At 60.2% G+C, this 23,692-nt stretch carries 19 protein-coding genes; 8 read left to right on the top strand and 11 right to left on the bottom strand.

What is annotated here, in order from left to right; all coding sequences use genetic code 11:
* The first annotated feature begins 69 nt into the window (after nt 1–69).
* The gene (locus PS14A_RS06310; RefSeq protein WP_056783644.1) at nt 70–345 is read left to right on the top strand and encodes a hypothetical protein; all 276 of its coding nucleotides are present in this window, start codon (nt 70–72) and stop codon (nt 343–345) included.
* Between the two features lie 50 nt (nt 346–395).
* On the opposite strand, the gene PS14A_RS06305 is transcribed toward PS14A_RS06310, so the two are convergent.
* Nucleotides 396–1,736, bottom strand: a complete 1,341-nt coding sequence (locus PS14A_RS06305) for a DEAD/DEAH box helicase (RefSeq protein WP_024012040.1) — start codon at nt 1,734–1,736, stop codon at nt 396–398.
* A gap of 191 nt (nt 1,737–1,927) precedes the next feature.
* Here PS14A_RS06305 and PS14A_RS06300 point away from each other — a divergent pair, with 191 nt between their 5' ends.
* Complete coding sequence (locus PS14A_RS06300) at nt 1,928–3,226, top strand: mechanosensitive ion channel family protein (RefSeq protein WP_130912746.1); 1,299 nt, start codon at nt 1,928–1,930, stop codon at nt 3,224–3,226.
* 106 nt (nt 3,227–3,332) lie between these two features.
* Here the strand turns inward: PS14A_RS06300 and PS14A_RS06295 are convergent, their stop codons facing one another.
* From PS14A_RS06295 to PS14A_RS06285, 3 genes are all read right to left on the bottom strand, one after another.
* A complete protein-coding gene (locus PS14A_RS06295) occupies nt 3,333–4,199 on the bottom strand; it encodes a carboxylate/amino acid/amine transporter (RefSeq protein WP_212615546.1) in 867 nt (288 codons plus the stop codon).
* A 344-nt stretch (nt 4,200–4,543) separates the two neighbouring features.
* On the bottom strand, nt 4,544–5,143 hold the full coding sequence (locus tag PS14A_RS06290) for an FMN-dependent NADH-azoreductase (RefSeq protein ID WP_212615545.1): 600 nt from the start codon (nt 5,141–5,143) through the stop codon (nt 4,544–4,546).
* Between the two features lie 251 nt (nt 5,144–5,394).
* On the bottom strand, nt 5,395–5,709 hold the full coding sequence (locus PS14A_RS06285) for a hypothetical protein (RefSeq protein WP_016771198.1): 315 nt from the start codon (nt 5,707–5,709) through the stop codon (nt 5,395–5,397).
* 49 nt (nt 5,710–5,758) lie between these two features.
* Between PS14A_RS06285 and PS14A_RS06280 the strand changes: the two genes are divergently transcribed.
* The 4 genes from PS14A_RS06280 to PS14A_RS06265 all read left to right on the top strand — a co-directional run bounded on the left by PS14A_RS06280 (nt 5,759) and on the right by PS14A_RS06265 (nt 9,988).
* Nucleotides 5,759–6,682, top strand: a complete 924-nt coding sequence (locus PS14A_RS06280; RefSeq protein WP_016771199.1) for a LysR family transcriptional regulator — start codon at nt 5,759–5,761, stop codon at nt 6,680–6,682.
* 14 nt (nt 6,683–6,696) lie between these two features.
* Nucleotides 6,697–7,500, top strand: a complete 804-nt coding sequence (locus PS14A_RS06275) for an alpha/beta hydrolase (protein WP_212615544.1) — start codon at nt 6,697–6,699, stop codon at nt 7,498–7,500.
* A 3-nt stretch (nt 7,501–7,503) separates the two neighbouring features.
* A complete protein-coding gene (locus PS14A_RS06270; protein ID WP_212615543.1) occupies nt 7,504–8,067 on the top strand; it encodes a peptidylprolyl isomerase in 564 nt (187 codons plus the stop codon).
* 88 nt (nt 8,068–8,155) lie between these two features.
* Entirely contained in the window at nt 8,156–9,988 is a 1,833-nt protein-coding gene (locus tag PS14A_RS06265; RefSeq protein ID WP_212615542.1) for an ABC transporter ATP-binding protein, read from the top strand.
* 125 nt (nt 9,989–10,113) lie between these two features.
* Here PS14A_RS06265 and PS14A_RS06260 read toward each other — a convergent pair whose 3' ends face one another.
* Entirely contained in the window at nt 10,114–11,238 is a 1,125-nt protein-coding gene (locus tag PS14A_RS06260; RefSeq protein WP_212615541.1) for a GNAT family N-acetyltransferase, read from the bottom strand.
* A 281-nt stretch (nt 11,239–11,519) separates the two neighbouring features.
* Here PS14A_RS06260 and PS14A_RS06255 point away from each other — a divergent pair, with 281 nt between their 5' ends.
* The gene (locus tag PS14A_RS06255) at nt 11,520–12,842 is read left to right on the top strand and encodes a putative porin (protein ID WP_041478827.1); all 1,323 of its coding nucleotides are present in this window, start codon (nt 11,520–11,522) and stop codon (nt 12,840–12,842) included.
* A 177-nt stretch (nt 12,843–13,019) separates the two neighbouring features.
* Here PS14A_RS06255 and PS14A_RS06250 read toward each other — a convergent pair whose 3' ends face one another.
* The 5 genes from PS14A_RS06250 to aceK form a co-directional block, all read right to left on the bottom strand.
* Nucleotides 13,020–13,259, bottom strand: coding sequence for a zf-HC2 domain-containing protein (locus tag PS14A_RS06250; protein WP_186568388.1), 240 nt, complete (start codon nt 13,257–13,259; stop codon nt 13,020–13,022).
* Nucleotides 13,253–13,864, bottom strand: coding sequence for a sigma-70 family RNA polymerase sigma factor (locus PS14A_RS06245; RefSeq protein ID WP_041478829.1), 612 nt, complete (start codon nt 13,862–13,864; stop codon nt 13,253–13,255). Before PS14A_RS06245 ends, PS14A_RS06250 begins: the two co-directional genes overlap by 7 nt.
* A gap of 135 nt (nt 13,865–13,999) precedes the next feature.
* A complete protein-coding gene (locus PS14A_RS06240) occupies nt 14,000–15,121 on the bottom strand; it encodes a beta-ketoacyl-ACP synthase III (RefSeq protein WP_056783622.1) in 1,122 nt (373 codons plus the stop codon).
* 400 nt (nt 15,122–15,521) lie between these two features.
* Complete coding sequence (gene hrpA, locus PS14A_RS06235) at nt 15,522–19,433, bottom strand: ATP-dependent RNA helicase HrpA (protein WP_212615540.1); 3,912 nt, start codon at nt 19,431–19,433, stop codon at nt 15,522–15,524.
* Nucleotides 19,434–19,572: 139 nt separating this feature from the next.
* Entirely contained in the window at nt 19,573–21,294 is a 1,722-nt protein-coding gene (gene aceK / locus PS14A_RS06230) for a bifunctional isocitrate dehydrogenase kinase/phosphatase (RefSeq protein ID WP_212615539.1), read from the bottom strand.
* 213 nt (nt 21,295–21,507) lie between these two features.
* On the opposite strand from aceK, the gene PS14A_RS06225 reads away from it, so the two are divergent.
* On the top strand, nt 21,508–22,416 hold the full coding sequence (locus PS14A_RS06225) for a DMT family transporter (RefSeq protein WP_122505875.1): 909 nt from the start codon (nt 21,508–21,510) through the stop codon (nt 22,414–22,416).
* A gap of 113 nt (nt 22,417–22,529) precedes the next feature.
* Here PS14A_RS06225 and PS14A_RS06220 read toward each other — a convergent pair whose 3' ends face one another.
* Nucleotides 22,530–23,393 (bottom strand): DMT family transporter, encoded by an 864-nt coding sequence (locus PS14A_RS06220; protein ID WP_212615538.1) that lies wholly within the window; start codon nt 23,391–23,393, stop codon nt 22,530–22,532.
* Between the last annotated feature and the right edge of the window lie 299 nt (nt 23,394–23,692).

Genomic DNA, 23,692 nt, shown 5'->3' with positions numbered 1-23,692 from the left:
TTTCTGAACTTTTACCAGGCTCCAGCCCTCAACCGGTTAACCCGCCTTAACCGGAACTGAGGCCTGCCCATGAAAACCCTGATCAAGCTGTCCCTCGCCGCCACCCTTGCCTGCGCCCTGCCCGTCTGGGCCTGCACGCCGGAAGAGGCGACGATCAAACGCGAACAACTGGCCAAGGAAGTCTCCAGGCTCACCGAGCAGAATCCGGAAAAGGCCAAGGAGATCAACGCCGAGTTGCAGAAAATGGATCTGGACACGGCCAGCGCGGATCTGCCGGACAAGTGCCAGCTGATCGATCAGCGTTTGAAGGAACTGGGGTCGGCGGAGAAGAAAGCCGACAATTGAGACGAAAAAAAACCGGACAATGTCCGGTTTTTTTATGCGTTTAGAACGCGTTATTCAGCCGCTGGCTCGGCTGGCTTGCGGCGCTTGAGCGGGGCCATGCCGTCGCTGCTGACAAGGGAATCCGGCTTCGGCCGGTTCACGCTCTTGCGCTTGGTCGGCGTCTTGGCGGCGGTTTTCTTTTTGTCGCCCTTGGCGTCAGTCTTTTTCTTTTTCACGCCGACGGCTTTGCCCGAGGCCTTGACCTTTTTCGGTCCGCCGTAGGTGCCTTTGACTTCCTTGATGGTGCGGCGCTCGAAGCTCTGCTTCAGGTAGCGCTCGATGCTCGACATCAGGTTCCAGTCGCCGTGGCAGATCAGCGAGATCGCCAGACCGTCGTTGCCGGCGCGGCCGGTACGACCGATGCGGTGTACGTATTCGTCGCCGCTGCGTGGCATGTCGAAGTTGATCACCAGATCCAGACCGTCGACGTCCAGACCACGGGCGGCAACGTCAGTGGCGACGAGGATCTTCACACCGCCCTGCTTCAGACGATCGATCGCCAGTTTGCGATCCTTCTGGTCTTTCTCGCCGTGCAGCACGAACGCTTTGTATTCCTGAGCCACGAGGCGGCCGTAGATACGGTCGGCCATGGCGCGGGTGTTGGTGAAGACGATGGCCTTCTGGTAGGTCTCGTTGGCCAGCAGCCAGTTCACAATCTGCTCTTTGTGCTGATTGTGGTCGGCGGTGATGATTTGCTGACGAGTCGTCGAGTTGAGCTGGCTGACCGCGTTGAGCTGCAAGTGCTCCGGATTGTTCAGAACCTTGGCGATCATTTCGCGCAGGCCGGAACCGCCGGTGGTGGCGGAGAACAGCATGGTCTGCTGACGGTTCGGGCATTCATCGACCAGACGCTGCACGTCTTCGGCGAAACCCATGTCGAGCATGCGGTCGGCTTCGTCGAGCACCAGCACTTCGACTTCTTTCAGGTCGAGGTTGCCGGCATTGAGCTGCTCGATCATCCGCCCCGGGGTGCCGATGAGGATGTCCGGCACTTTGCGCAGCATTGCCGCCTGCACCTTGAAGTCTTCACCGCCGGTGATCAGGCCGGACTTGATGAAAGTGAACTGCGAGAAGCGTTCGACTTCCTTCAAGGTCTGCTGGGCCAGTTCACGGGTTGGCAGCAGGATCAGCGTCTTGATGCTGACGCGGATCTTCGCCGGGCCGATCAGGCGATTGAGGATCGGCAGGACGAAAGCGGCGGTTTTGCCGCTACCGGTTTGCGCCGTCACCCGCAGATCACGCCCCTGGAGCGCCAGCGGGATGGCCGCGGCTTGCACAGGCGTTGGCTCGACAAATTTCAGCTCGGCCACGGCTTTGAGCAGGCGTTCGTGCAGGGCGAATTGGGAAAACACGGGTGCTACCTCGAAGATATGCAAAAAAACAGCTGCATAGGTTACCGGTTTCGAGCGCTCAGGCCGAGTTTCTTTGTGCAAACGCCGACAATCAGTGGTTTTTTTGTTGCCCGATTTGTCACTCGCTGCAATACACGGCGTCTTAAATGCTCTAATCGGCCCTCGCGTCTTACAGAAGAAATGTTTCGCTTATGGATATCAAACAGCTCTGGCTCAAAGCCCAAGGCCTCTGGGGCACGCTCGAAGAGCACCCAATTCTGCAATCGGGACTGGCGCTGCTGGTGCTGCTGGTCATCGCGCTGGTGCTCGGACGGGTGGCGCGTTACCTGATCCTGCATGCCAGCCGCATGCTCGGCCGCCAACCGGCGTTGCACTGGATCAACGACTTCCGCCACAACAAGGTGTTTCAACGGCTGGCGCAGATGACGCCGTCGCTGGTGATCCAGTTCGGCCTGCACCTGGTGCCGGAGCTGAGCAAAACCGCGATGAATTTTCTCGGCAACGTCGCCCTGGCCTTCACCATCCTGTTCCTGCTGCTGGCGGTCAGCGCCCTGCTCAACGCCCTGCTCGACATCTACGCCCGCACCGAGCACGCCCGCACGCGCTCGATCAAAGGCTACGTGCAGCTGGCGAAAATGGTTTTGTACGTATTCGGCGCGATCATCATCGTCGCCACCCTGATCGACCGCTCGCCGCTGTTGCTGCTGTCGGGTCTGGGTGCGATGTCGGCGGTGATTCTATTGGTCTACAAGGACACCCTGCTGTCGTTCGTCGCCAGCGTGCAGCTGACCAGCAACGACATGCTGCGGGTCGGCGACTGGATCGAAATGCCGCAAGTCGGCGCCGATGGCGACGTGGTCGACATCACGTTGCACACGGTCAAAGTGCAGAACTTCGACAAGACGATCGTCTCGATCCCGACCTGGCGGCTGATGTCCGAGTCGTTCAAGAACTGGCGCGGCATGCAGCAGTCCGGCGGTCGGCGGATCAAACGCAGCCTGTTCATCGATGCCAGCGGCGTGCGCTTCATCCGCGACGACGAGGAAGAAAAGCTCTCGCAGGTGCACCTGCTGACCGACTACATGGGCCGCAAGAAAGCCGAGCTCAAAGCCTGGAACGAAGCGCAAGGCAATGTCGCAGCGATGTCGGCAAACCGCCGTCGGATGACCAACATCGGCACCTTTCGCGCCTATGCACTGGCGTATCTGAAGAGTCACCCGGAGATTCAGCCGAACATGACCTGCATGGTCCGGCAGATGCAGACCACGGCGCAGGGCATTCCGCTGGAAATCTACTGCTTCACCCGCACCACCGTGTGGGCCGATTACGAGCGGATTCAGGGGGATATTTTCGATTACCTGCTGGCGGTGTTGCCGGAGTTCGGGCTGAGCCTGTATCAGCAGCCGAGTGGCGGGGATTTGCGCGCCGGGTTGCTGCCGGCGGTGTTGGGCTCGGCGAGTATTCCGGAGCCGGAAAAACACCTGATGTAACCCAAAGATCCAATGTGGGAGCGAGCCTGCTCGCGAATGCAATGTGTCAGTCGACCCATACTTATCTGACCCAACGCCTTCGCGAGCAGGCTCGCTCCCACAAGGGTTATGCGGCGGCCGGGGATCTGCGGATGCCCAACCGGCTGATCCACACAGCCGCCAGAATCACACCCCCGCCAAGGAACAATCTCCCCAGTTCCTCATGCTGATTCCAGATCAGCAGATTCAACAGCAGCCCCACCGGCACATGCAGGTTGTTCATCACCGCCAGGGTACCGCCGTTGACCATGCACGCGCCCTTGTTCCACCAGTACAGGCCCAGCGCCGTCGACACCAGCCCGAGAAACAATAAAACCGCCCATTGCAGCGGTGCTTCCGGGAGAAAATTCGACTTGCCGAACAACAGGAACGCAGGCAGCACAACCATTAACGCGCCGAGGTAGAAGTAACCGAAGCGGCGGTAATGCGGCAGATCACTCGGATGCTTCGCCACCAGATGCTTGTACAGGACCTGCCCGGCGGCGTAGGTGAAGTTGGCCAGTTGCAGCAGCAGGAAGCCCATAAAGAAGTCGGGACTGATGCTGTCGAAGCGAATCACCGCCGCACCGCCGACCGCCACCAGCGCAGCAATCAATGCCCACGGATTAAAGCGGCGGTTCAGCGCGTCTTCGATCAACGTCACATGCAGCGGTGTAAGAATGGTGAACAGCAAAACCTCCGGCACGGTCAGCACGCGGAAGCTCAGGTACAGGCAGACGTAAGTCACCCCGAACTGCAACGCGCCGATCAGCAACATGCCACGCATGAACGCCGGCTCCACCGAACGCCAGCGCGTCAACGGAATAAACACCAATCCGGCCAGCACCACACGCACCAGCACCGCGAAGTAGCTGTCGACATGCCCGGCCAGGTATTCGCCGATCAGACTGAAAGAAAATGCCTGGATCAGCGTCACAAAAAGTAGATAGCCCATGTTCGCCTCGAAATCGAATGGCGGCGACGATAGCGGGTTTTGCCGCTCACTGCGAATAGCCGGAAACACAAATAACCGGTGGGAGCGAGCCTGCTCGCGAAGGCAGCGTGTCAGACGGCTGATACTTTTCTGATACACCGCTTTCGCGAGCAGGCTCGCTCCCACAAGGAGTCATGTGTTGTTCGTCAAATCGCAGACAAAAAAAAGCCCGATCTCGCTAAAGCGTTCAATCGGGCTACAGCACTCAGGAGCAAAAGTGCAAAGGGAGGTTCGATGCGCGTAAAGCCTTGAAGGGGTTGCGCCAGGTCACTAGACCATCCAGCGATTATCTGGCGATTAACCGATCAAGCGACCTGAGACAATTTGGCGTTGGCCTGATTCAGGCCCTTCTCCTGGAAGTCACCGCCCAGGTTCATGCCCTCTGCATGGATAAAGGTCACGTCGTTGATGCCGATGAAACCCATCACCTGGCGCAGGTACGGTTCCTGGTGATCCGCCGGGCCACCGGCATACACACCACCGCGAGCAGTCAGGACAAAGGCGCGCTTGCCGCCGAGCAGCCCCTGCGGACCGGTTTCGGTGTACTTGAAGGTCACCCCGGCACGCAGCACATGATCCAGCCAGGCCTTGAGCGTGCTCGGGATGGCAAAGTTGTACATCGGTGCCGCCATCACCAGCACGTCGGCGGCGAGCAGCTCATCAGTCAATTGGTTGGAGCGGTCCAGCGACGCCTGTTCGCTGTCGTTGCGCTGCTCGGCGGGTTTCATCCAGCCACCCAGCAAATTGGTGTCCAGATGCGGCACCGGGTTCGCGGCGAGGTCACGCACGGTGATCTGATCGGCAGGGTGCGCGGCTTTCCACTGAGCGATGAAGGTCTGGGTCAATTGACGGGAAACCGAGTCTTGCTGGCGGGCACTGCTTTCGATGATCAGAACGCGGGACATGGTGTGTAGCCTCCATCCGAGAATGTTGTAAGTCGATGGAGTGAAGGTTAAACAGAGCTGAATCGATGAAAAAGCGCAAATATCCGCTGTAATCCATCGATAAATTCGTTTATAAGCTAAACCCATATCCCCTGTGGGAGCGAGCCTGCTCGCGAAAGCGGAATGTCAGTCACAGCATCTCTGGATGACATTCCGTCTTCGCGAGCAGGCTAGCTCCCACAATGGAACCCAAGGCGTTCAGAGTACCGAGCTTATTTCGGGGTGCAGGTCAGTTTGATGCGCAGCTTGATGATCTCGCGGGTGAACTTGGCCGTGGCGTTTTTATGCTTGCCCGCCGGGACATCGATGCTGCGGGTGCGTGGTGCTTCCGGGCCGTTGCTGAATACCGCACGACAGGTCGCATCGACGTCACCGTAGTTGGCCACGCGGATCGAGCCGATGTCGTTGTCCGTGTCGTAAGTCTCGTAATCGATCTTCATGCCGTTGAGATCCTTTTGCACATCGATCGGATAGGCAAACGCGGTCAACGGCAGCAGCGCCAGCACCACACAACAGAATTTTTTCATTCGGCAGTCTCCATGAGGGACGGCCAGCTTAGGACAAGAGGAGCTATTGATGAAAGCGCCCCGCGTGACCCTTGATCAATGGCGAACGTTGCAGGCCGTGGTCGACCACGGCGGATTCGCCCAGGCCGCCGAGGCCCTGCACCGTTCGCAATCGTCGGTGAGCTACACCGTCGCCCGCATGCAGGATCAGCTCGGTGTGCCGTTGCTGCGCATCGACGGGCGCAAAGCCGTGCTCACCGAGGCCGGCGGCGTATTGCTGCGCCGTTCGCGGCAATTGGTCAAACAGGCCAGCCAACTCGAAGACCTCGCCCATCACATGGAGCAAGGCTGGGAAGCGGAAGTGCGGCTGGTGGTCGATGCGGCCTACCCGAGCGCGCGGATCGTCCGCGCCCTGACCGCGTTCATGCCGCAGAGTCGCGGCTGCCGCGTGCGCCTGCGCGAGGAAGTGTTGTCGGGGGTCGAGGAAGTGCTGCTCGAAGGCGTGGCGGATCTGGCCATCACCGGCCTGAGCATTCCGGGCTACCTGGGTGCGGAGTTGAGCGATGTCGAGTTCGTCGCCGTTGCCCACCCTGATCACCCGCTGCATCGGCTCAACCGCGAGTTGAGCTTTCAGGATCTGGAAACCCAGATGCAAGTGGTGATCCGCGACTCCGGCCGCCAGCAGCCGCGCGATGTCGGCTGGCTCGGCGCCGAACAGCGCTGGACCGTCGGCAGCCTCGCCACCGCCGCGACCTTTGTCAGCAGCGGCCTGGGCTTTGCCTGGCTACCGCGGCACATGATCGACCGCGAACTCAAGGATGGTTCGCTCAAGCTGCTACCGTTGGACCGAGGCGGCAGCCGCAATTCGAGTTTCTATCTGTATTCGAACAAGGACAAACCCCTGGGCCCGGCCACGCAAATCCTTATTGAATTGTTGCGCACCTTCGACACCTTGCCGCTGGACGCACCGTTTGCCGCACCTGAACAAGCCTGACACGGAGTTCACCGATGGCGTATTTCGAGCACGAAGGTTGCAACCTGCACTACGAGGAATATGGCCACGGCGCGCCGTTGCTACTGGTTCACGGGCTCGGCTCGAGCACCCTGGACTGGGAAATGCAGATCCCCGCGCTGGCCGCGCACTACCGGGTGATCGTCCCGGACATTCGCGGCCACGGGCGCTCGGACAAACCCCGCGAGCGCTACAGCATCGCCGCATTCAGCGCCGACCTGCTGGCCTTGATCGAACACCTGCGCCTCGGCCCGGTGCACTATGTCGGGCTGTCGATGGGCGGAATGATCGGCTTTCAACTGGCTGTCGATCAGCCGCAAGCGCTCAAGAGCCTGACCATCGTCAATAGCGCGCCACAGGTCAAATTGCGCAGCCGCGATGATTATTGGCAGTGGTTCAAACGCTGGAGCCTGATGCGCCTGCTCAACCTGGAAACCATCGGCAAAGCCCTCGGCAGCAAACTTTTCCCCAAGCCGGAACAGGCCGATCTGCGACGGAAAATGGCCGAACGCTGGGCAAAAAACGACAAACGTGCTTATCTCGCCAGCTTCGATGCGATCGTGGGCTGGGGCGTTCAGGAACGACTTTCACGGGTGTCCTGTCCAACGCTCGTCATCAGCGCCGACCGTGACTACACACCGGTGGCGTTAAAGGAAACCTATGTAAAACTGTTGCCGGATGCGCGGCTGGTGGTCATTGACGACTCGCGCCATGCCACCCCGCTCGATCAACCCGAACGCTTCAATCACACGCTGCTGGATTTTCTCGCCACAGCCGACCTTCACTCTCAGGATCACTGACCCATGCTGAAAAAACTCGCCCTCGCCGCCGGCTCCGTACTGTTTGCCGCCAACCTGATGGCTGCTACCCCGGCCAAGGCGCCTCACGTGCTGCTGGACACCACCAACGGCCAGATCGAAATCGAACTGGACCCGGTCAAGGCACCGATCAGCACGAAGAACTTCCTTGAATACGTCGACAGCGGTTTCTACAACAACACCATTTTCCACCGCGTGATCCCGGGCTTCATGGCTCAGGGCGGCGGCTTCACCCAGCAGATGCAACAGAAAGAAACCAAGGCGCCGATCAAGAACGAGGCCAGCAATGGCCTGCACAACGTTCGCGGCACCCTGTCGATGGCGCGTACTTCCAACCCTGATTCGGCGACCAGCCAGTTCTTCATCAACGTCGCCGACAACGCGTTCCTCGACCCGGGCCGTGACGCCGGTTACGCGGTGTTCGCCAAAGTGGTCAAGGGCATGGACATCGTGGACATCATCGTCAACTCACAGACCACCACCAAACAAGGCATGCAGAACGTGCCTGTCGACCCTGTGATCATCAAGTCGGCCAAGCGCATCGACTGAGTTTCGCCGGGCATATCGAGCGGCGCCCGGCTGAGCCTGCGCCGCTCGCACTGATAAAAGGAGAGCCCGGATTCCGGGCGGTTATCTGATGCTCTATCGCCGTTTCGAACAACTGATCGATATCTTCCGCGACGCCCCGACGGCGTCCCCGCCGGACCGCGTCTGGCCCTTCTACGTCTATTACCTGAAGCAGGTCTGGCCGAGTTTCGCTGCCCTGCTCGTTATCGGCCTGTTTGCCTCGTTGATCGAAGTAGCGTTGTTCAGCTACCTGAGCCGCATCATCGATCTGGCGCAAGGCACGCCCAACCCGAATTTTTTCAGCGACCACGCCCTCGAATTGACCTGGATGCTGGTGGTTGCCCTGGTGCTGCGACCGATCTTCTTTGCCCTGCACGACCTGCTTGTGCATCAGACCCTGAGCCCCGGCATGACCAGCATGATCCGCTGGCAGAACCACAGTTACGTGCTCAAGCAGAGCCTGAATTTCTTCCAGAACGACTTCGCCGGGCGCATCGCCCAGCGCATCATGCAGACCGGCAACTCGCTGCGCGATTCTGCCGTGCAAGCGGTCGACGCGCTGTGGCACGTGGTGATCTATGCGATCAGTTCGCTGGTGCTGTTCGCCGAGGCCGACTGGCGCCTGATGATCCCGTTGCTGACCTGGATCGTCGCTTACATCGGCGCGCTGTATTACTTCGTGCCGCGCGTGAAAGAGCGTTCGGTGGAAGCCTCTGACGCGCGCTCGAAATTGATGGGGCGCATCGTCGATGGCTACACCAACATCGCCACGCTGAAATTGTTTGCCCACACCAACTTCGAACAGCACTACGCCAAGGAAGCCATCGAAGAACAGACCGTCAAAGCGCAAATGGCCGGTCGCGTGGTGACCAGCATGGACGTGGCGATTACTACCATGAACGGCCTGCTGATTGTCGGCACCACCGCGCTGGCATTGTGGCTGTGGACGCAGTCGCTGATCACCGTCGGCGCGATTGCCCTGGCCACCGGCCTGGTGATTCGTATCGTCAACATGTCCGGCTGGATCATGTGGGTGGTCACCGGCATTTTCGAAAACATCGGCATGGTCCAGGACGGTCTGCGCACCATCTCGCAACCGGTCAGCGTCACCGACCGCGAGCAGGCCAAACCGCTGGCCGTGTCCTCGGGCGAAGTGCGTTTCGAGCACGTGGATTTTCACTACGGCAAGAAGAGAGGCATCATCGGCGACCTCAATCTGACGATAAAACCGGGGGAGAAAATCGGCTTGATCGGCCCGTCCGGCGCCGGCAAATCGACCCTGGTCAACCTGCTGCTGCGCCTGTACGACGTCGAGGGCGGGCGGATCCTGATCGACGGGCAGAACATCGCCGAAGTCGGCCAGGAAAGCCTGCGCGCGCGGATCGGCATGATCACTCAGGACACCTCGCTGCTGCACCGTTCGATCCGCGACAACTTGCTCTACGGCAAACCCGACGCCACCGACGCCGAACTGTGGGAGGCGGTGCACAAGGCTCGCGCTGATGAGTTCATTCCACTGCTGTCCGACGCTGAAGGCCGCAGCGGTTTCGACGCGCATGTCGGCGAGCGCGGGGTGAAATTGTCGGGCGGTCAGCGCCAGCGCATCGCGATTGCGCGGGTGCTGCTCAAGGACGCGCCGATCCTGATTATGGACGAAGCCACCTCGGCGCTGGATTCGGAAGTCGAAGCAGCGATTCAGGAAAGCCTAGAGACCTTGATGCAGGGCAAAACCGTGATCGCCATCGCCCACCGTCTCTCGACCATCGCGCGCATGGACCGTCTGGTGGTGCTGGAAAACGGCAAGATCGCCGAGAGCGGCACCCACGCCGAACTGCTTGCGCATCGTGGTTTGTATGCACGGTTGTGGGCGCACCAGACCGGAGGGTTTGTCGGCATCGATTGATGCCTGGCGGTGCGGTGAAAAAACTGTGGGAGCGAGCCTGCTCGCGAATGCGATGGATCAGCGACAAATTCGTCAACTGACCCGACGCTTTCGCGAGCAGGCTCGCTCCCACAGGGGATCTGGAACTAGGTTTGGCGATAGGGCAACGCGGTGCGGGCCTCTTCGGCATAGGCCAGAACCCCCGCGCGCTCCTGCTGGAGAAAATCCTTCACCGCCGCTTTCAAACCCGGATGCCGCAGGTAGTGCCAGGAATGGGTAATCACCGGTTCAAACCCGCGAATCAATTTGTGCTCGCCCTGCGCCCCGGCATCGAAACGCTGGATGCCATGGGCGATCGCGTAATCCATGCCCTGATAGAAACACGTCTCGAAATGCAGCCGATCAAACTCGGCCAGGCAGCCCCAATAACGCCCGTAGAAACTGTCGCCACCGACCAGGCTGAACGCCATCGCCACCGGCCGTGAGCCCTGTTTGGCAAGAACCACCCGAATCGCCTCGGGCATGCGTTCAGCCAGCAGGCTGAAGAACTCCCGCGTCAGATATGGCGCCTGACGCCGCACCGCGTAGGTGTTGGCATAGCAGGCGTACACGAAATCCCACTGCGCCTCGCCCAGCTCACGCCCCTCCAGCCACTCGAACTCAAAGCCCTGCCCCGCCACCTGCTCGCGCTCCTTGCGCATCTGCTTGCGCTTGCGTGAGCTGAGGGCGTCGAGGAAGTCCTGAAAGTCGCGGTATTCACGGTTCTGCCAGTGATATTGACAGCCGATGCGCTGCAGCCAGCCCGGTTGCTCGGCCATCGCCGCATCGGTAAACGGATCAGTGAAATTGATGTGCGCGCTGGACAGTTCCTCGATCTGCAGATAACCCGGCAGGCTTTTCAGCAGTTCGAAACCGTCTTCGACCTTCGCCGCCAGCAAGCGCGGGCCGCTGACCGGGCTGAACGGCACGGCTGTCAACAGTTTGGGGTAGTAATCGATGCCGGCGCGGGCGCAGGCGTCGGCCCAGCCGTGATCGAAAACGTACTCGCCGTAGGAATGCCACTTGCGATAACTGGGCAGTGCGGCGATCAGTCGATCATCTTCGATGTGCAGCAAATGCTCGGGCTGCCAGCCTGAATGCGGGCCGACACTGCCGCTGTCTTCCAGCGCGCTGAGGAAGGCGTGACGCAGGAACGGCTGGTTGTCCGGCACCAGCGCATCCCAGCTTGCCGGGGCGATTTCTGACAGGTCTTGCAGGCGTTGCAACGGCATTCACTGGCACTCCACAGCTTGGCGACAAAGCCCGGCGAGTATCGCTGATCGCGGCCCGGTTGCACACGCTCAATCGGCCGACAGCGCTCTAGGTCGATAGTTCACGCCTGATATGTATCGTCATCAACCTGCCATCACTGTGCCACCGCTCTGTCATAAACCATCGCGATACTGGCGCCTGTTTTTAGAGCGCCGGGTTCTAACCCGGACACAGTTTTCCGGCCTCCAGGCCGGTTGTGCCCAGGATGGTTCAGCCATCCCCTTCATCTTCGGAGATTGCTATGCGTCTTGCTTCCACGAAAACTGCAGCGGCCCTGTGCGGCGGCTTGTTGCTGGCCATGAGCGTTCCGGCCAGTGCTGCAGTCGACGCCAAACTGCTCGACATGCTCAAGGCCAACGGGTCGATTTCCCAGGCGCAGTACATCGAGCTGCAAACAGAACTGGCCAAGGATCAGAAGGCTCAGCAAATCGCCCAACAGGCGCAGCAGGAAACCAACGAACAAGTGGCGGCGGTCGCGAAGAAGACCAACGAACAGAGCCTGTTCGATCAGAAACTGGCCTGGGCGGCCAAGACCCAGTTCAAGGGCGACGTACGCATTCGTCAGGAAACCATCAAGATCGACGGCGAGCCGAACAACGGCGGCCGCGACAAGGATCGCCAGCGTATCCGTGCGCGTCTGGGCGCCTATACCGAGATCAATCCGCAAGTCGACACCGGTATCCGTATCGCCACTGGCGGCGGTGACGACGCGCGCTCGACCAACCAGGATCAGGACAACTACTTCGACAAGAAGCAGATCTGGCTCGACCTCGGCTACATCGACTACCACCCGGATCAGATCAAGAACCTGCACGTTATCGGCGGCAAGATGCTGCAACCGTGGGTGAGCATGGGCGATGTGATCTGGGACAGCGACATCAACCCGGAAGGTCTGGCCGTTACCTACAAATACCCACTGGGCGGCAGCGCCGAACTGTTCGGCAGCCTGGGTAACTACAACCTCAAGGACAACGTTGACGGCGACGGCGTGCAATTCCGCCACGACCTGCGCCTGACCGCTGGCCAGTTGGGCAGCCGCTTCAACATCACCGACAACCTGAAAATGACCGTCGGCGGCAGTGTCTACGCCTACCAGAACGACGAAGACAGCCGCTGCACCGGCACCTCGACCCCGTGCGCATTGGCAGTCAACGGCAACTCGGCGAACAACGAATTCCGTCTGTATGAAGGTTTCAGCCAGATCGACATCGGCGGCCTGCCAATGCCACTGTCGTTCTACGGCCAGTACGTGAAGAACAACGATGCCGTGACCGATCAGGACACCGCATGGTTGCTCGGCGCCAAGTCGAAAGTGTTCGGCTTCAACCTCGACTACAACTACCGCGACGTGCAGCGCAACGCCGTGGTCGGCGCTTTCACCGACTCCGACTTCGCCAACGGCACCACCGGTTCGCGCGGCCACAAGTTCAAGGTCGGTTACGACATCGACAAGAACTTCGCCGTCGGCGCCACGTACTTCCTGACCAAGGCCGACTTCGCCAGCCGTAGCCAGCGCGATGCAGATGCCAACACCCTGCAGCTGGATGCTGAAGCGAAGTTCTAGGAAAACAGCTGCAAGCTGCAAGCTGCAAGCCAAGAGTTGCGAGTGAATGCCTTTACTTGCAGCTTGAGGCTTGAAGCTTGAAGCTGCCCCTGTAGGAGCTGCCGAAGGCTGCGATCTTTTGATCTTGATCCTGAAAACAAGATCAAAAGATCGCAGCCTCGTTTCACTCGACAGCTCCTACAGGGGGTTGTCTTTTCGTCGTTGCTCGGCCAGACGTTCAGCCAAAGCATCGACGTTCTCTTCCGGTTTTTCCGGCAGCGCCTTCAGGGTTGCCTGCATCACACGCATCTGCCGCATGAAGCGCCGGCAGTTGGGGCAGAACAACAGGTGATGACGCACCATCAGCGTCTCGCGAAAGCTCAGTTGGCCATCGAGATAATCGCTGGATCGTGCCACTTGCTCCTTGCAGGTCAACATTCTCCTGTCTCCTCAAAATGTTCCACGGTCGCAAAGACCTTCAAACGTGCCCGGTGCAGCAGCACGCGGACATTGGAGAGCGAGATCTCCAGAAGATTACAGATCTCTTCCAGCTCCAGGCCCTGGCGTTCGCGCAACAGCAAGACACTGCTCTGCAACTCGGACAGACTCAGCAACGTGTGTTCGAGGCATTCGCGCAGTTCGTTTTCAGTAAGCAGCGCTTCGGGGGTGTCCTGGTGCCAGGCAAATGGCGCGACCAGCCAGTGGCCATCGCTGGAAGAGAAGCGATCGTCACCGATGGTGCCGTGGGGCGATGGCAAGTCATCGAGCAACACTTCCCGGCGATTGAGCTTGTAGCGACTCTTGGCCGAATTGGCGGTAATGGTCAGCAACCAGGTCTTGAGGCTGGAACGGCCTTCGAAACTGGCCAGATGGCGCACCACCGACAGCCAGGCATCCTGCACCACTTCCTCGACATGACGCTGGCCGACAATCGCGTAAGCCACCGCACGCATGGCGCTCTGATATGTGGTGACCAGTTCCTTGAAAGCCTTTTGCTCCCCCGCCAGCAGGCGCGTGAGCAGTTGGGTGTCGTCAGCCGCCATCCATCAATCCCCTTGTCCGGACTTCGAAAATGAACGCGGCAGGTGTGCACCTGCCGCGACGTCCGAAAAATTACAGCGTTTCAGCCGCTTCGAATGTAGGAAAGATCGACGCGATTAAGGGGAAATTAACCTGTTTCAGCGCTTGCGCAGCAACACGCTACCGATCGAATAACCGGCACCAAACGAACTGAGCACCGCCAGCGAACCCGAGGCCAGATCATCCTGATATTTGTGAAACGCGATGACCGAACCGGCCGAGCTGGTGTTGGCGTAGCTGTCGAGAATCACCGGGGCTTCTTCTTCGGTAGCTTCGCGGCCGAGCAGCTTGCGCACGATCAGGTGGTTCATGCTCAAGTTGGCCTGGTGCAGCCAGAAACGCTTCACGTCGCCGACGTTGAGCTGGTTCTCTTCCAGGTGCTCGCCAATCAGTTCGGCGACCATCGGGCACACGTCCTTGAACACCTTGCGGCCTTCCTGCACGAACAGCTTGTCGCGGGCACCGATGCCCTCTTCTGCCGCTCGGTTGAGGAAGCCGAAGTTGTTACGGATGTTGTTGGAGAACTTGGTCAGCAATTTGGTGCTGACCACGTCGAACTGGTACGCGGAGGTCGCCAGATCCGCGCGTTCGATGATCACCGCAGTCGCGGCATCACCGAAGATGAAGTGGCTGTCGCGATCACGGAAGTTCAGGTGCCCGGTGCAGACCTCCGGGTTGACCATCAGGATCGCCCGCGCCTGGCCAAGCTGTACGCTGTTGGCGGCGGCCTGGATGCCGAAGGTGGCGGAAGAACACGCCACGTTCATGTCGAAACCGAAACCTTCGATGCCCAGCGCTTCCTGGACTTCGATGGCGATGGCCGGGTAGGCGCGTTGCAGGTTCGAACAGGCGACGATCACGCCGTCGATGTCGGCGGCGGTTTTGCCGGCTCGTTGCAGGGCTTGTTCAGCCGCGCCGACAGCCATTTGGCAGAGCACCGACCATTCATCGTTGGAACGCTCGGGCAGGCGCGGGGCCATGCGTTGCGGATCGAGGATGCCGTCTTTGTCCATGACAAAGCGGCTCTTGATGCCCGAGGCCTTTTCGATGAACGCGGCGCTGGATTCGGTCAGGGCCTGGACTTCGCCGCTGGCAATGGCCTCGGCGTTATCGGCGTTGAACTGGGCGACATAGGTATTGAAAGACTGCACCAGCTCTTCGTTGGAGATGCTGTTGGCCGGTGTGTACAGGCCGGTGCCGCTGATGACGACGTTATGCATGGTCGTTTCTCTAATCTGTTCAGGCAGAAAGTGCTGGAACCGTCGTACCAACACGCAAAGGGTCTATTCCCATCCGGGGGACGCAAACCTGGCATCGTTTTATTCCGCAGCGCGACACGGCCGAAGGCTCTGGGTCGCGAAACGGCGGGTTATGGTGGCGAAGTTTGCCATAAACCCGAGGTTTTGGCGCCGTTCTCAAGCACAACTGCCATTCACCATATGAACTCAACTCTGTGGCAAGGGGATTTATCCCCGCTCGACTGCGAAGCAGTCGCCAACCCATCATGCTCGGTATCTGATGAACCGAGGCTTAGGTTTTGGGGCGGCTTCGCCACCCAACGGGGATGAATCCCCTCGCCACAAAGCCCGCTTCCACAGGGGGATTGTGTATGGCTGCAGGTCAGGGCTCGACCTGGCTCCACTGTTTGTTCAGGCGCTTGTCGGAGATCGGCACTTTGGTGCCCAACTGTTGAGCGAACAGCGACACGCGGTATTCCTCCAGCCACCAGCGGTACAACTCCAACTGCGGATCACGCTTGCCTTCCTGCGCATGCTTGGCCGCGCGGGCCTGGTATTGCGCCCACAGGCCAGCGAGTTCGCCGCTCCAGACGCGATCCTTCTGCACCTGTGCGCCGAGTTTCTCGAAACGCTGCTCGACCGCTTTCAGATAACGCGGCAACTCCTTGAGCCACTGCATCGGCGTTTCGCGGACGAAACCCGGATAGACCAGATTGCCGATCTGCTGCTTGATGTCGTTGAGTGCCACCGCTTGCGCCAGATCGATCTTGCCCTTGAAGCGTTTTTGCAGACCGTGCCAGATCTTGAGGATTTCCAGCGTCAGCCGCGCGACTCGCTCCGCGTGCTCGGTCCAGTTGCCGCGTTTGCGTTCGGCCAATGCCGCCAATCCGGCGCCATCGCGGGGCAACGGGTCTTCACCTTCGAGAATGCAGCTGTCGAGGCTGGCCAGCAGAATGTCTTCGACCAGCGCATCGACCCGGCCCAGTTCGCGATACAACAGGCCCAGTTCAGTCTGCCCTGGCAACTTGCCGCGCAGGAACTTGGCCGGTTCGGCCAGTTGCTGCATCAACAAGCGCTGCAGGGCACGACGATGCTGGAATTCGGCTTCTGCCGGGGTCGAGAAGCGTCCCTCCTTGACCGTGCCGCCCTCTTCCACCAGCGCCGGATACACCGTCATCGACAGTCCGGCGATCTTCTGCTGGGTCTTTTCTGCTACTGGCGCGAAGACTTTTGCCTCGACCGGTTGCTGACTTTTCGCACTCTGCGGCACCGCCAGCGCGGCCTGGCTGGCTTCAGCGAAGCGTGCGGTCAACTCAGCCAGATCGCGGCCTTCGCCAAGGAACTTGCCCTGGCCGTCGACGATTTCCAGGTTCATGCGCAGATGGCTTTCAACCTGCTGCGCCGCTTCCGCCCACGCTTCATCGCTGACCCGCGCGCCGGTCATGCGCAGCAGCTCGCGACCGAGCGCTTGCGGCAGCGAACCTTCGGCGAAAGTCATGCGCTGCAACGCGGCCTTGATGAAGTCCGGCACCGGCACGAAGTTCTTGCGCAGGGCCTTGGGCAGATTACGTACCAGCGCAATGCACTTGGCCTCGATCAGGCCCGGCACCAGCCACTCCAGACGCTCCGGCGGCAACATCGGCAGCAATGGCGCTGGCACCCGCAAGGTCACGCCGTCGCGCGGGTGATTGGGCTCGAAATGATAAGTCAGCGCCAGTTCCAGATCGCCGATGTGCAGGGTGTCCGGGTAATCACGGGCGGTGACTTCACTGGCCTCGCGAGCCAGTACGTCTTCTTCGCGCATGATCAGCAGCTGCGGGTCTTTCTGGCTGTTGACCTTGTACCAACTGTCGAAGGTCGCGGTCTGGTGGATCTCCGCCGGCAGGCGTGCATCGTAGAAGGCGTAGAGGGTTTCTTCGTCGGCGAGAATGTCGCGCCGGCGCGCCTTGGCCTCGAGTTCGTCGAGCTGCTCGAGCAGTTTCTGATTGGCGCTCAGGCATTTGGCCCGCGACTGAATCTCGCCGCGCACCAGGCCTTCGCGGATAAACAGTTCACGGGATACCACCGGATCGACCGGGCCGTAATGCACCGGCCGGCGACCGACGACGATCAGGCCGAACAGGGTGATCTGCTCGTAGGCGACGACCTGGCCGCGCTTCTTTTCCCAATGCGGTTCGAAGTGGTTTTTCTTGATCAGGTGCCCGGCCAGCGGTTCGATCCAGTCGGCGTCGATCTTGGCGACCATGCGCGCGTAAAGTTTGGTGGTTTCCACCAGCTCAGCGGTCATCAGCCACTGCGGGCGCTTCTTGCCGATGCCCGACGACGGATGAATCCAGAAGCGCCGTTGGCGGGCGCCGAGGTAATCGCCGTCTTCGGTTTTCTGGCCGATCTGGCTGAGCAATCCGACCAGTACCGCTTTGTGCAGCTTCGGATAATCCGCCGGCTCTTTGTTCAGGCTCAGCTGCATGTCGCGGCAGATCAGGCTCAACTGACGATGGGAATCACGCCACTCGCGCAAACGCAGGTAATTGAGGAAGTTCTTCCGGCACCAGTTACGCAGCGGGTTGGCAGTGAGCGCCTGGCGCTGCTCTTCGAAACCGCGCCACAGATTGACGAGCCCGGCGAAGTCGGAATCCGGATCCTTCCATTGCGCATGGGCCTGATCCGCCGCTTGCTGACGCTCCGGTGGACGCTCGCGCGGGTCCTGAATCGACATCGCACTGGCAACGATCAGCACTTCCTGCAAGCTGCCGAGCTTGGCCGCTTCCAGCAGCATGCGGCCCATGCGCGGGTCGACCGGCAAGCGCGCCAATTGGCGACCGAGTGGGGTCAGCTGACTATTTCGATCCACCGCCGACAGTTCTTGCAGCAGGTTGAAACCGTCGCTGATCGCCTTGCCGTCCGGCGGCTCGATAAACGGGAACGCGGTGATTTCACCGAGGCGCAGATGGAGCATCTGCAAAATAACGGCGGCGAGGTTGGTGCGCAGAATTTCCGGATCGGTAAATTCCGGGCGCCCAAGGAAGTCCTCTTCGCTGTACAAACGCACGCAGATACCCGGCTCGACCCGGCCGCAACGACCCTTGCGCTGATTGGCGCTGGCCTGGGAAATCGCTTCGATCGGCAAACGCTGGACCTTGGCCCGATAGCTGTAACGGCTGATGCGCGCGGTGCCGCTGTCAATCACGTAACGAATACCCGGCACGGTCAGCGAGGTTTCGGCGACGTTGGTCGCCAGCACAACGCGGCGGCCCGGGTGCGACTGGAAAATCCGCTGCTGTTCAGCCGGAGACAGGCGCGCGTACAGCGGCAGGATTTCGGTGTGTTTGAGCTGGGCCTTGCGCAACATGTCGGCGGCGTCGCGAATCTCGCGCTCACCGGGCAGGAACACCAGCACATCACCGGGGCTGCGTCGTTCGCTGCGCTCGTAGGCGGCGATTTCGTCGAGGGTGGCGAGAATCGCCTGATCTACGGTCAGGTCATCCTCGACCCGGTTGCCCTCTTCGTCCTGCTCCAGCGTCAGCGGCCGATACCAGGTTTCCACCGGGAAGGTACGGCCCGACACTTCGACAATTGGTGCGTCGTCGAAATGCTTGGAGAAGCGCTCCAGATCGATGGTCGCCGAAGTAATGATGACCTTCAGGTCGGGACGGCGTGGCAGCAGGGTTTTCAGATAGCCGAGGAGGAAATCGATGTTGAGGCTGCGTTCGTGGGCTTCGTCGACGATGATCGTGTCGTAGCGTTCCAGATAACGATCGTTCTGGGTTTCCGCCAGCAGAATGCCGTCGGTCATCAGCTTGATCAGGGTGTTGGCATCGCTCTGATCTTCAAAGCGCACCTGATAGCCGACCAGCGCACCGAGCGGCGTGCCGAGTTCTTCGGCGACACGGCTGGCGACGCTGCGCGCAGCGATCCGACGCGGCTGGGTGTGGCCGATCAGACCGTGCTGGCCGCGCCCGATTTCCAGACAGATTTTCGGCAACTGGGTGGTTTTGCCCGAGCCGGTTTCGCCGGCGATGATCAGCACCTGATGTTGCTCCAGGGCCTTTTTGATCTCGTCGCGCTTGGCCGCGATCGGCAAACTGTCGTCATAACGAATCACCGGCAGGCTGGCACGGCGCGCCAGCACCTGATCACAGGACGCCTGCATGCGCGTCACCCACTGGGCCAGTTTGGCCTCGTCGGGTTTCTTGCGCAGCTCAAGCAACTGCCGCCGCAGCCGGTGACGGTCGGCGAGCATGGCGTGATCGAGGTTTTTCAGCAGTTTGTCGATGGAGGGCGATTCGTCGGTCATCGGGTAGGCAATTCGGTCGTCTATTTATGCAGGGGGCGGATTGTCGCAGAAAAGCAGCTGCAAGCGCCAAGCTACAAGTCGCAAGTCACTGCGGCTTTCAACTTGCAGCTTGAAGCTTGCCACTTGCAGCTGCGTCTTGTTATTCGTTGTCGAGGCCCTTGCGCCGGTATGGGAAGACGTCGATCACCTTCCCCGCCCGAATCGCTTCCTGCAAGCCCTTCCAGTAATCGGCGTTGTACAACTCGCCATGCAACTGATCGAACAACTTGCGCTGCCCGGCATCGGCAAACAGGAACGGCGGGAATTCTTCGGGAAACACGTCCAGCGGGCCGATCGAGTACCACGGTTCGGAGGCCATTTCGTCCTCCGGCGTGCGCGGTTGCGGGATGTGGCGGAAGTTGGCTTCGGTCAGGAAGCAGATTTCGTCGTAGTCGTAAAACACCACTCGCCCGTGACGGGTGACCCCGAAGTTTTTCAGCAGCATATCGCCGGGAAAAATATTCGCCGCCGCCAATTGCTTGATCGCCAGACCGTAATCTTCCAGCGCTTCACGTACCTGGGCGTCGTTGGCGTTTTCCAGGTAGAGGTTGAGCGGAGTCATCCGGCGTTCGGTCCAGCAGTGGCGGATCAGCACGGTTTCGCCTTCGACCGACACCGTCGACGGCGCCACTTCAAGCAGCTCTTCGAGACACGCCGGATCGAACTTGCTCAGCGGAAAACGAAAGTCGGCAAACTCCTGGGTATCGGCCATGCGCCCGACCCGATCAACGCTTTTCACCAGCCGGTACTTTTCGATTACCGTGGCGCGGTCGACGTTTTTCGACGGCGAAAAACGGTCCTTGATGATTTTGAACACGGTGTTGAAACCCGGCAGGGTGAACACGCTCATGACCATGCCGCGCACGCCCGGGGCCATGATGAACTGATCGTCAGTGTTGGCCAGGTGATTGATCAGCGCGCGGTAGAACTCCGACTTGCCGTGCTTGTAGAAGCCGATCGAGGTGTACAGCTCGGCGATGTGCTTGCCCGGCAGAATGCGTCGCAGAAAACCGATGAACTCCGCCGGCACCGGTACATCGACCATGAAATACGAGCGGGTAAACGAGAAGATGATCGACACATCGGCTTCGTCGGTGATCAACGCATCGATCTGAATGCCACGACCTTCACGGTGCAGCAGCGGAATCACCAGCGGCCATTGTTCGTCGCGGGTGTAGATGCGTCCGACCAGATACGCGCCTTTGTTGCGGTAGAGCACCGAGGAAAACAGCTCGACACTCAGCTCCGGGTCTTTGCACACCCAGTCCGGCAGGTTCTCGCGCAATTGCGCTTCGAGCCGCAGCAAGTCGCCGGGCAAATCAGCGTAATCCTCGCTGAAGCGGTAATCGGAGAAGATGCTGGCGAGCATCCCGGACAACTGGCCCTGCGGCTTGTACGTACGGGTTTGCGCGGCGCGGGCACGGCGCAGGCTTGGGCGCGTGGTGTGGATGAACATGCAGCCGTCGCTGATCAGGTCGTGGCTGAACAGCCCGCAGAAAATCGAGTTGTACCAGGTTTCGGACAGCTCATCGTCGAAGCGCAGGTCGATCACACTGATGTAGGCGCTTTTCACCAGCGGCCAGCAGCTGACGTTCATCAGCGTTTCTTCGTCGAAATACTCGCGCAGCCGAGCAACGGTTTCGCCGACCTTTTCTTCGTACAGATTGATCCGCGCCGCCGAGGCGGCCTGTGCCTCCTGCCAGCGCGCCTGTTCGAAACGCTCACGCGCGCCGTCGGTGATGCGGCGGAAATGCTCGCGATAATCGTCGAAGCCGGCGAGGATCATCCGGGCGATCTCGGTGGCTGGCCATTGCTGCGACATAAATGAACCTCGGCGGGAAATCGATTCGTTTGAGCTTAGTCACGGAAACGCTCGCAGGAAAAGCGCAATTTCTGCCAAAACCGATACAGGGCTGACCGTTGATGCGCTTTCTCGAGCCGATGCATCGGCAGGCAAAATTAAAAGCCCGAATAGCGGTTGCCATGATCCGGACGCTCGGCAACACTCTCGTCCCGATCAAGGAAGGAGCCCGCCGTGAGCCCTGTCGATATTTTCCGCATGTTGTCGCTGGCCGCTATCTGGGGCGCGAGTTTTCTGTTCATGCGCATCATTGCCCCGGTGATCGGCACGATCCCCACCGGGTTCTTTCGCGTGTCGATCGCGGCGGCCGGTCTGCTGGTGATCCTTGGGCTGATGCGCATCAGTTGGGACTTCAAGGGCAAGCTGAAAACCGTGATGCTGCTGGGCGTAATCAACTCGGGGATTCCGGCGACGCTGTATTCGGTTGCCGCCCAGGTTTTGCCGGCCGGCTATTCGGCGATCTTCAATGCGACCACGCCGCTGATGGGCGTGTTGATTGGCGGCCTGTTTTTCAGCGAAAAACTCACAGCGGCCAAGCTCAGCGGCGTGTTCCTCGGCCTGTTCGGCGTCGGCGTGCTGACACGCGCAGGTCCGGTGGCCTTCGATCTGCAGCTGCTGATGGGCGCGGTGGCCTGCCTGCTTGCGACCACTTGCTACGGCTTTGCCGGTTTCCTCGCGCGGCGCTGGCTGGATCAGGCCGGTGGGCTGGACAGCCGTTTGTCGGCATTGGGCAGCATGCTCGGGGCGACGTTGTTTTTGCTGCCGCTGTTCGCCTACAGCACCATCACTGCGCCGCCGGTCAGTTGGGGCGGCTGGCAGGTCTGGCTGTCGCTGCTCGGCTTGGGCCTGGGTTGCACGGCGTTTGCCTACATCATCTATTTCCGCCTGCTCAGCTCGATCGGCCCGGTGAAATCGATGACCGTGACCTTCATGATCCCGCCGTTCGGCGTGTTGTGGGGGGCGTTGTTGCTGGATGAGCCGTTGTCGATGGCGCACATTTATGGCGGAGTGTTGATTGCGGCGGCGTTGTGGCTGGTGTTAAAGCCGGCGGTGGTTAAGCCTGCAAACGCGTCAGTCCGTTAGATTTTCTGCCGCAGATATTCGCGAGCAGGCTCGCCCCTACAGAAGAATACATTCCAATGTGGGAGCGAGCCTGCTCGCGAAAGGCGGCGCAACAAGCGCCACCTGCCTATCGGCTATCCGGTTTTACGGAACACAAATACCAACCCAACAATGATCAGCAGCATCCCCAGCACACTCAACGCCGCCAGCCGATTACCGAAAATCAGGTAATCCATCGCCGCCGTCACCGCCGGCACCAGATAGAACAGGCTGGTGACGTTCACCAGATTTCCCCGCGCAATCAGCCGATACAGCAACAGCGTCGCCAGCACTGAAACCACCAGGCCCATCCATAACACCGGGACAATGAAGCCTGCGCTGTGCTCGAAGTGAAACGGCTGGAACGGTACGAAGATCGCACACAACAACAGCCCGGCCAGATACTGCACTGGCAGCGTACCGAGCGGATTGTCGGTGATGCGTTTCTGCATGATCGAGCCAAGCGTCATGCTCGCCAGCGCCAGCAAACCGAACAGCATGCCAGCCCAGGACATTCCAGCCAGACCGATCCCTTGATAAACCACCATGATCAGCCCGGCCAGGCCCAGCGCCAGGCCGAACAGGCGGCTCGCCGAACGCTGCCGTTCCATCAAGACCACGGTAAGGATCGGCTGAACGCCCATGATCGTCGCCATCACCCCCGGCGTGACTTTGCAGTCCAGCGCCAGCAGATAAAAGATCTGATAGGCCCCGAGCAACACCAGTCCCGTGGCGATCGCGAACAGCATCGGCTTGCCACCCTTGGGCAACTTCAATCTCAGCAGCGGCGCCAGCAAGACCAGCCCGCACAGGGCGATGGCGAAGCGAATCAGCAGAAAGGCAAAGGGCGAAGCATGGGCCAGGCCCCATTTGGAGAAAATCGCCCCGCTGCTCCACAGCAGAACGAACAGGCTCGTGGACGCCGCCGCGAGCGAGGATTGTTTCGAAAGGACAAACATGAATACCACCTGTAGTCAGGCAAGAAGCCAACTCAGCCGAAGCTGAAATTCAGTAGGTTTTTCTGGCGGGCGCGGGGGCAGCAGAAACTGCCGATCAGCCCCGAACGCCAACGCCCGGCGGCGATACGACTGCGCACACCGGCGTGCTACTGACAGGTGGAGGGTAATGACTGATCTGCACAGGCTGCTGATTCCCGCACGGCACGACGCCAGCGTTGACCGCTGAATCGACTACCGCGTTGATGAGGGATGCAGGCATGAATGCTGATCTTTATTGAGGAAATGAACGCGCGAGCCAG

It is taken from the genome of Pseudomonas sp. 14A, assembly GCF_018132745.1.
Classification (GTDB): Bacteria; Pseudomonadota; Gammaproteobacteria; order Pseudomonadales; family Pseudomonadaceae; genus Aquipseudomonas; species Aquipseudomonas mercuritolerans.
This window is presented reverse-complemented; position numbering and strand designations above follow the sequence as displayed.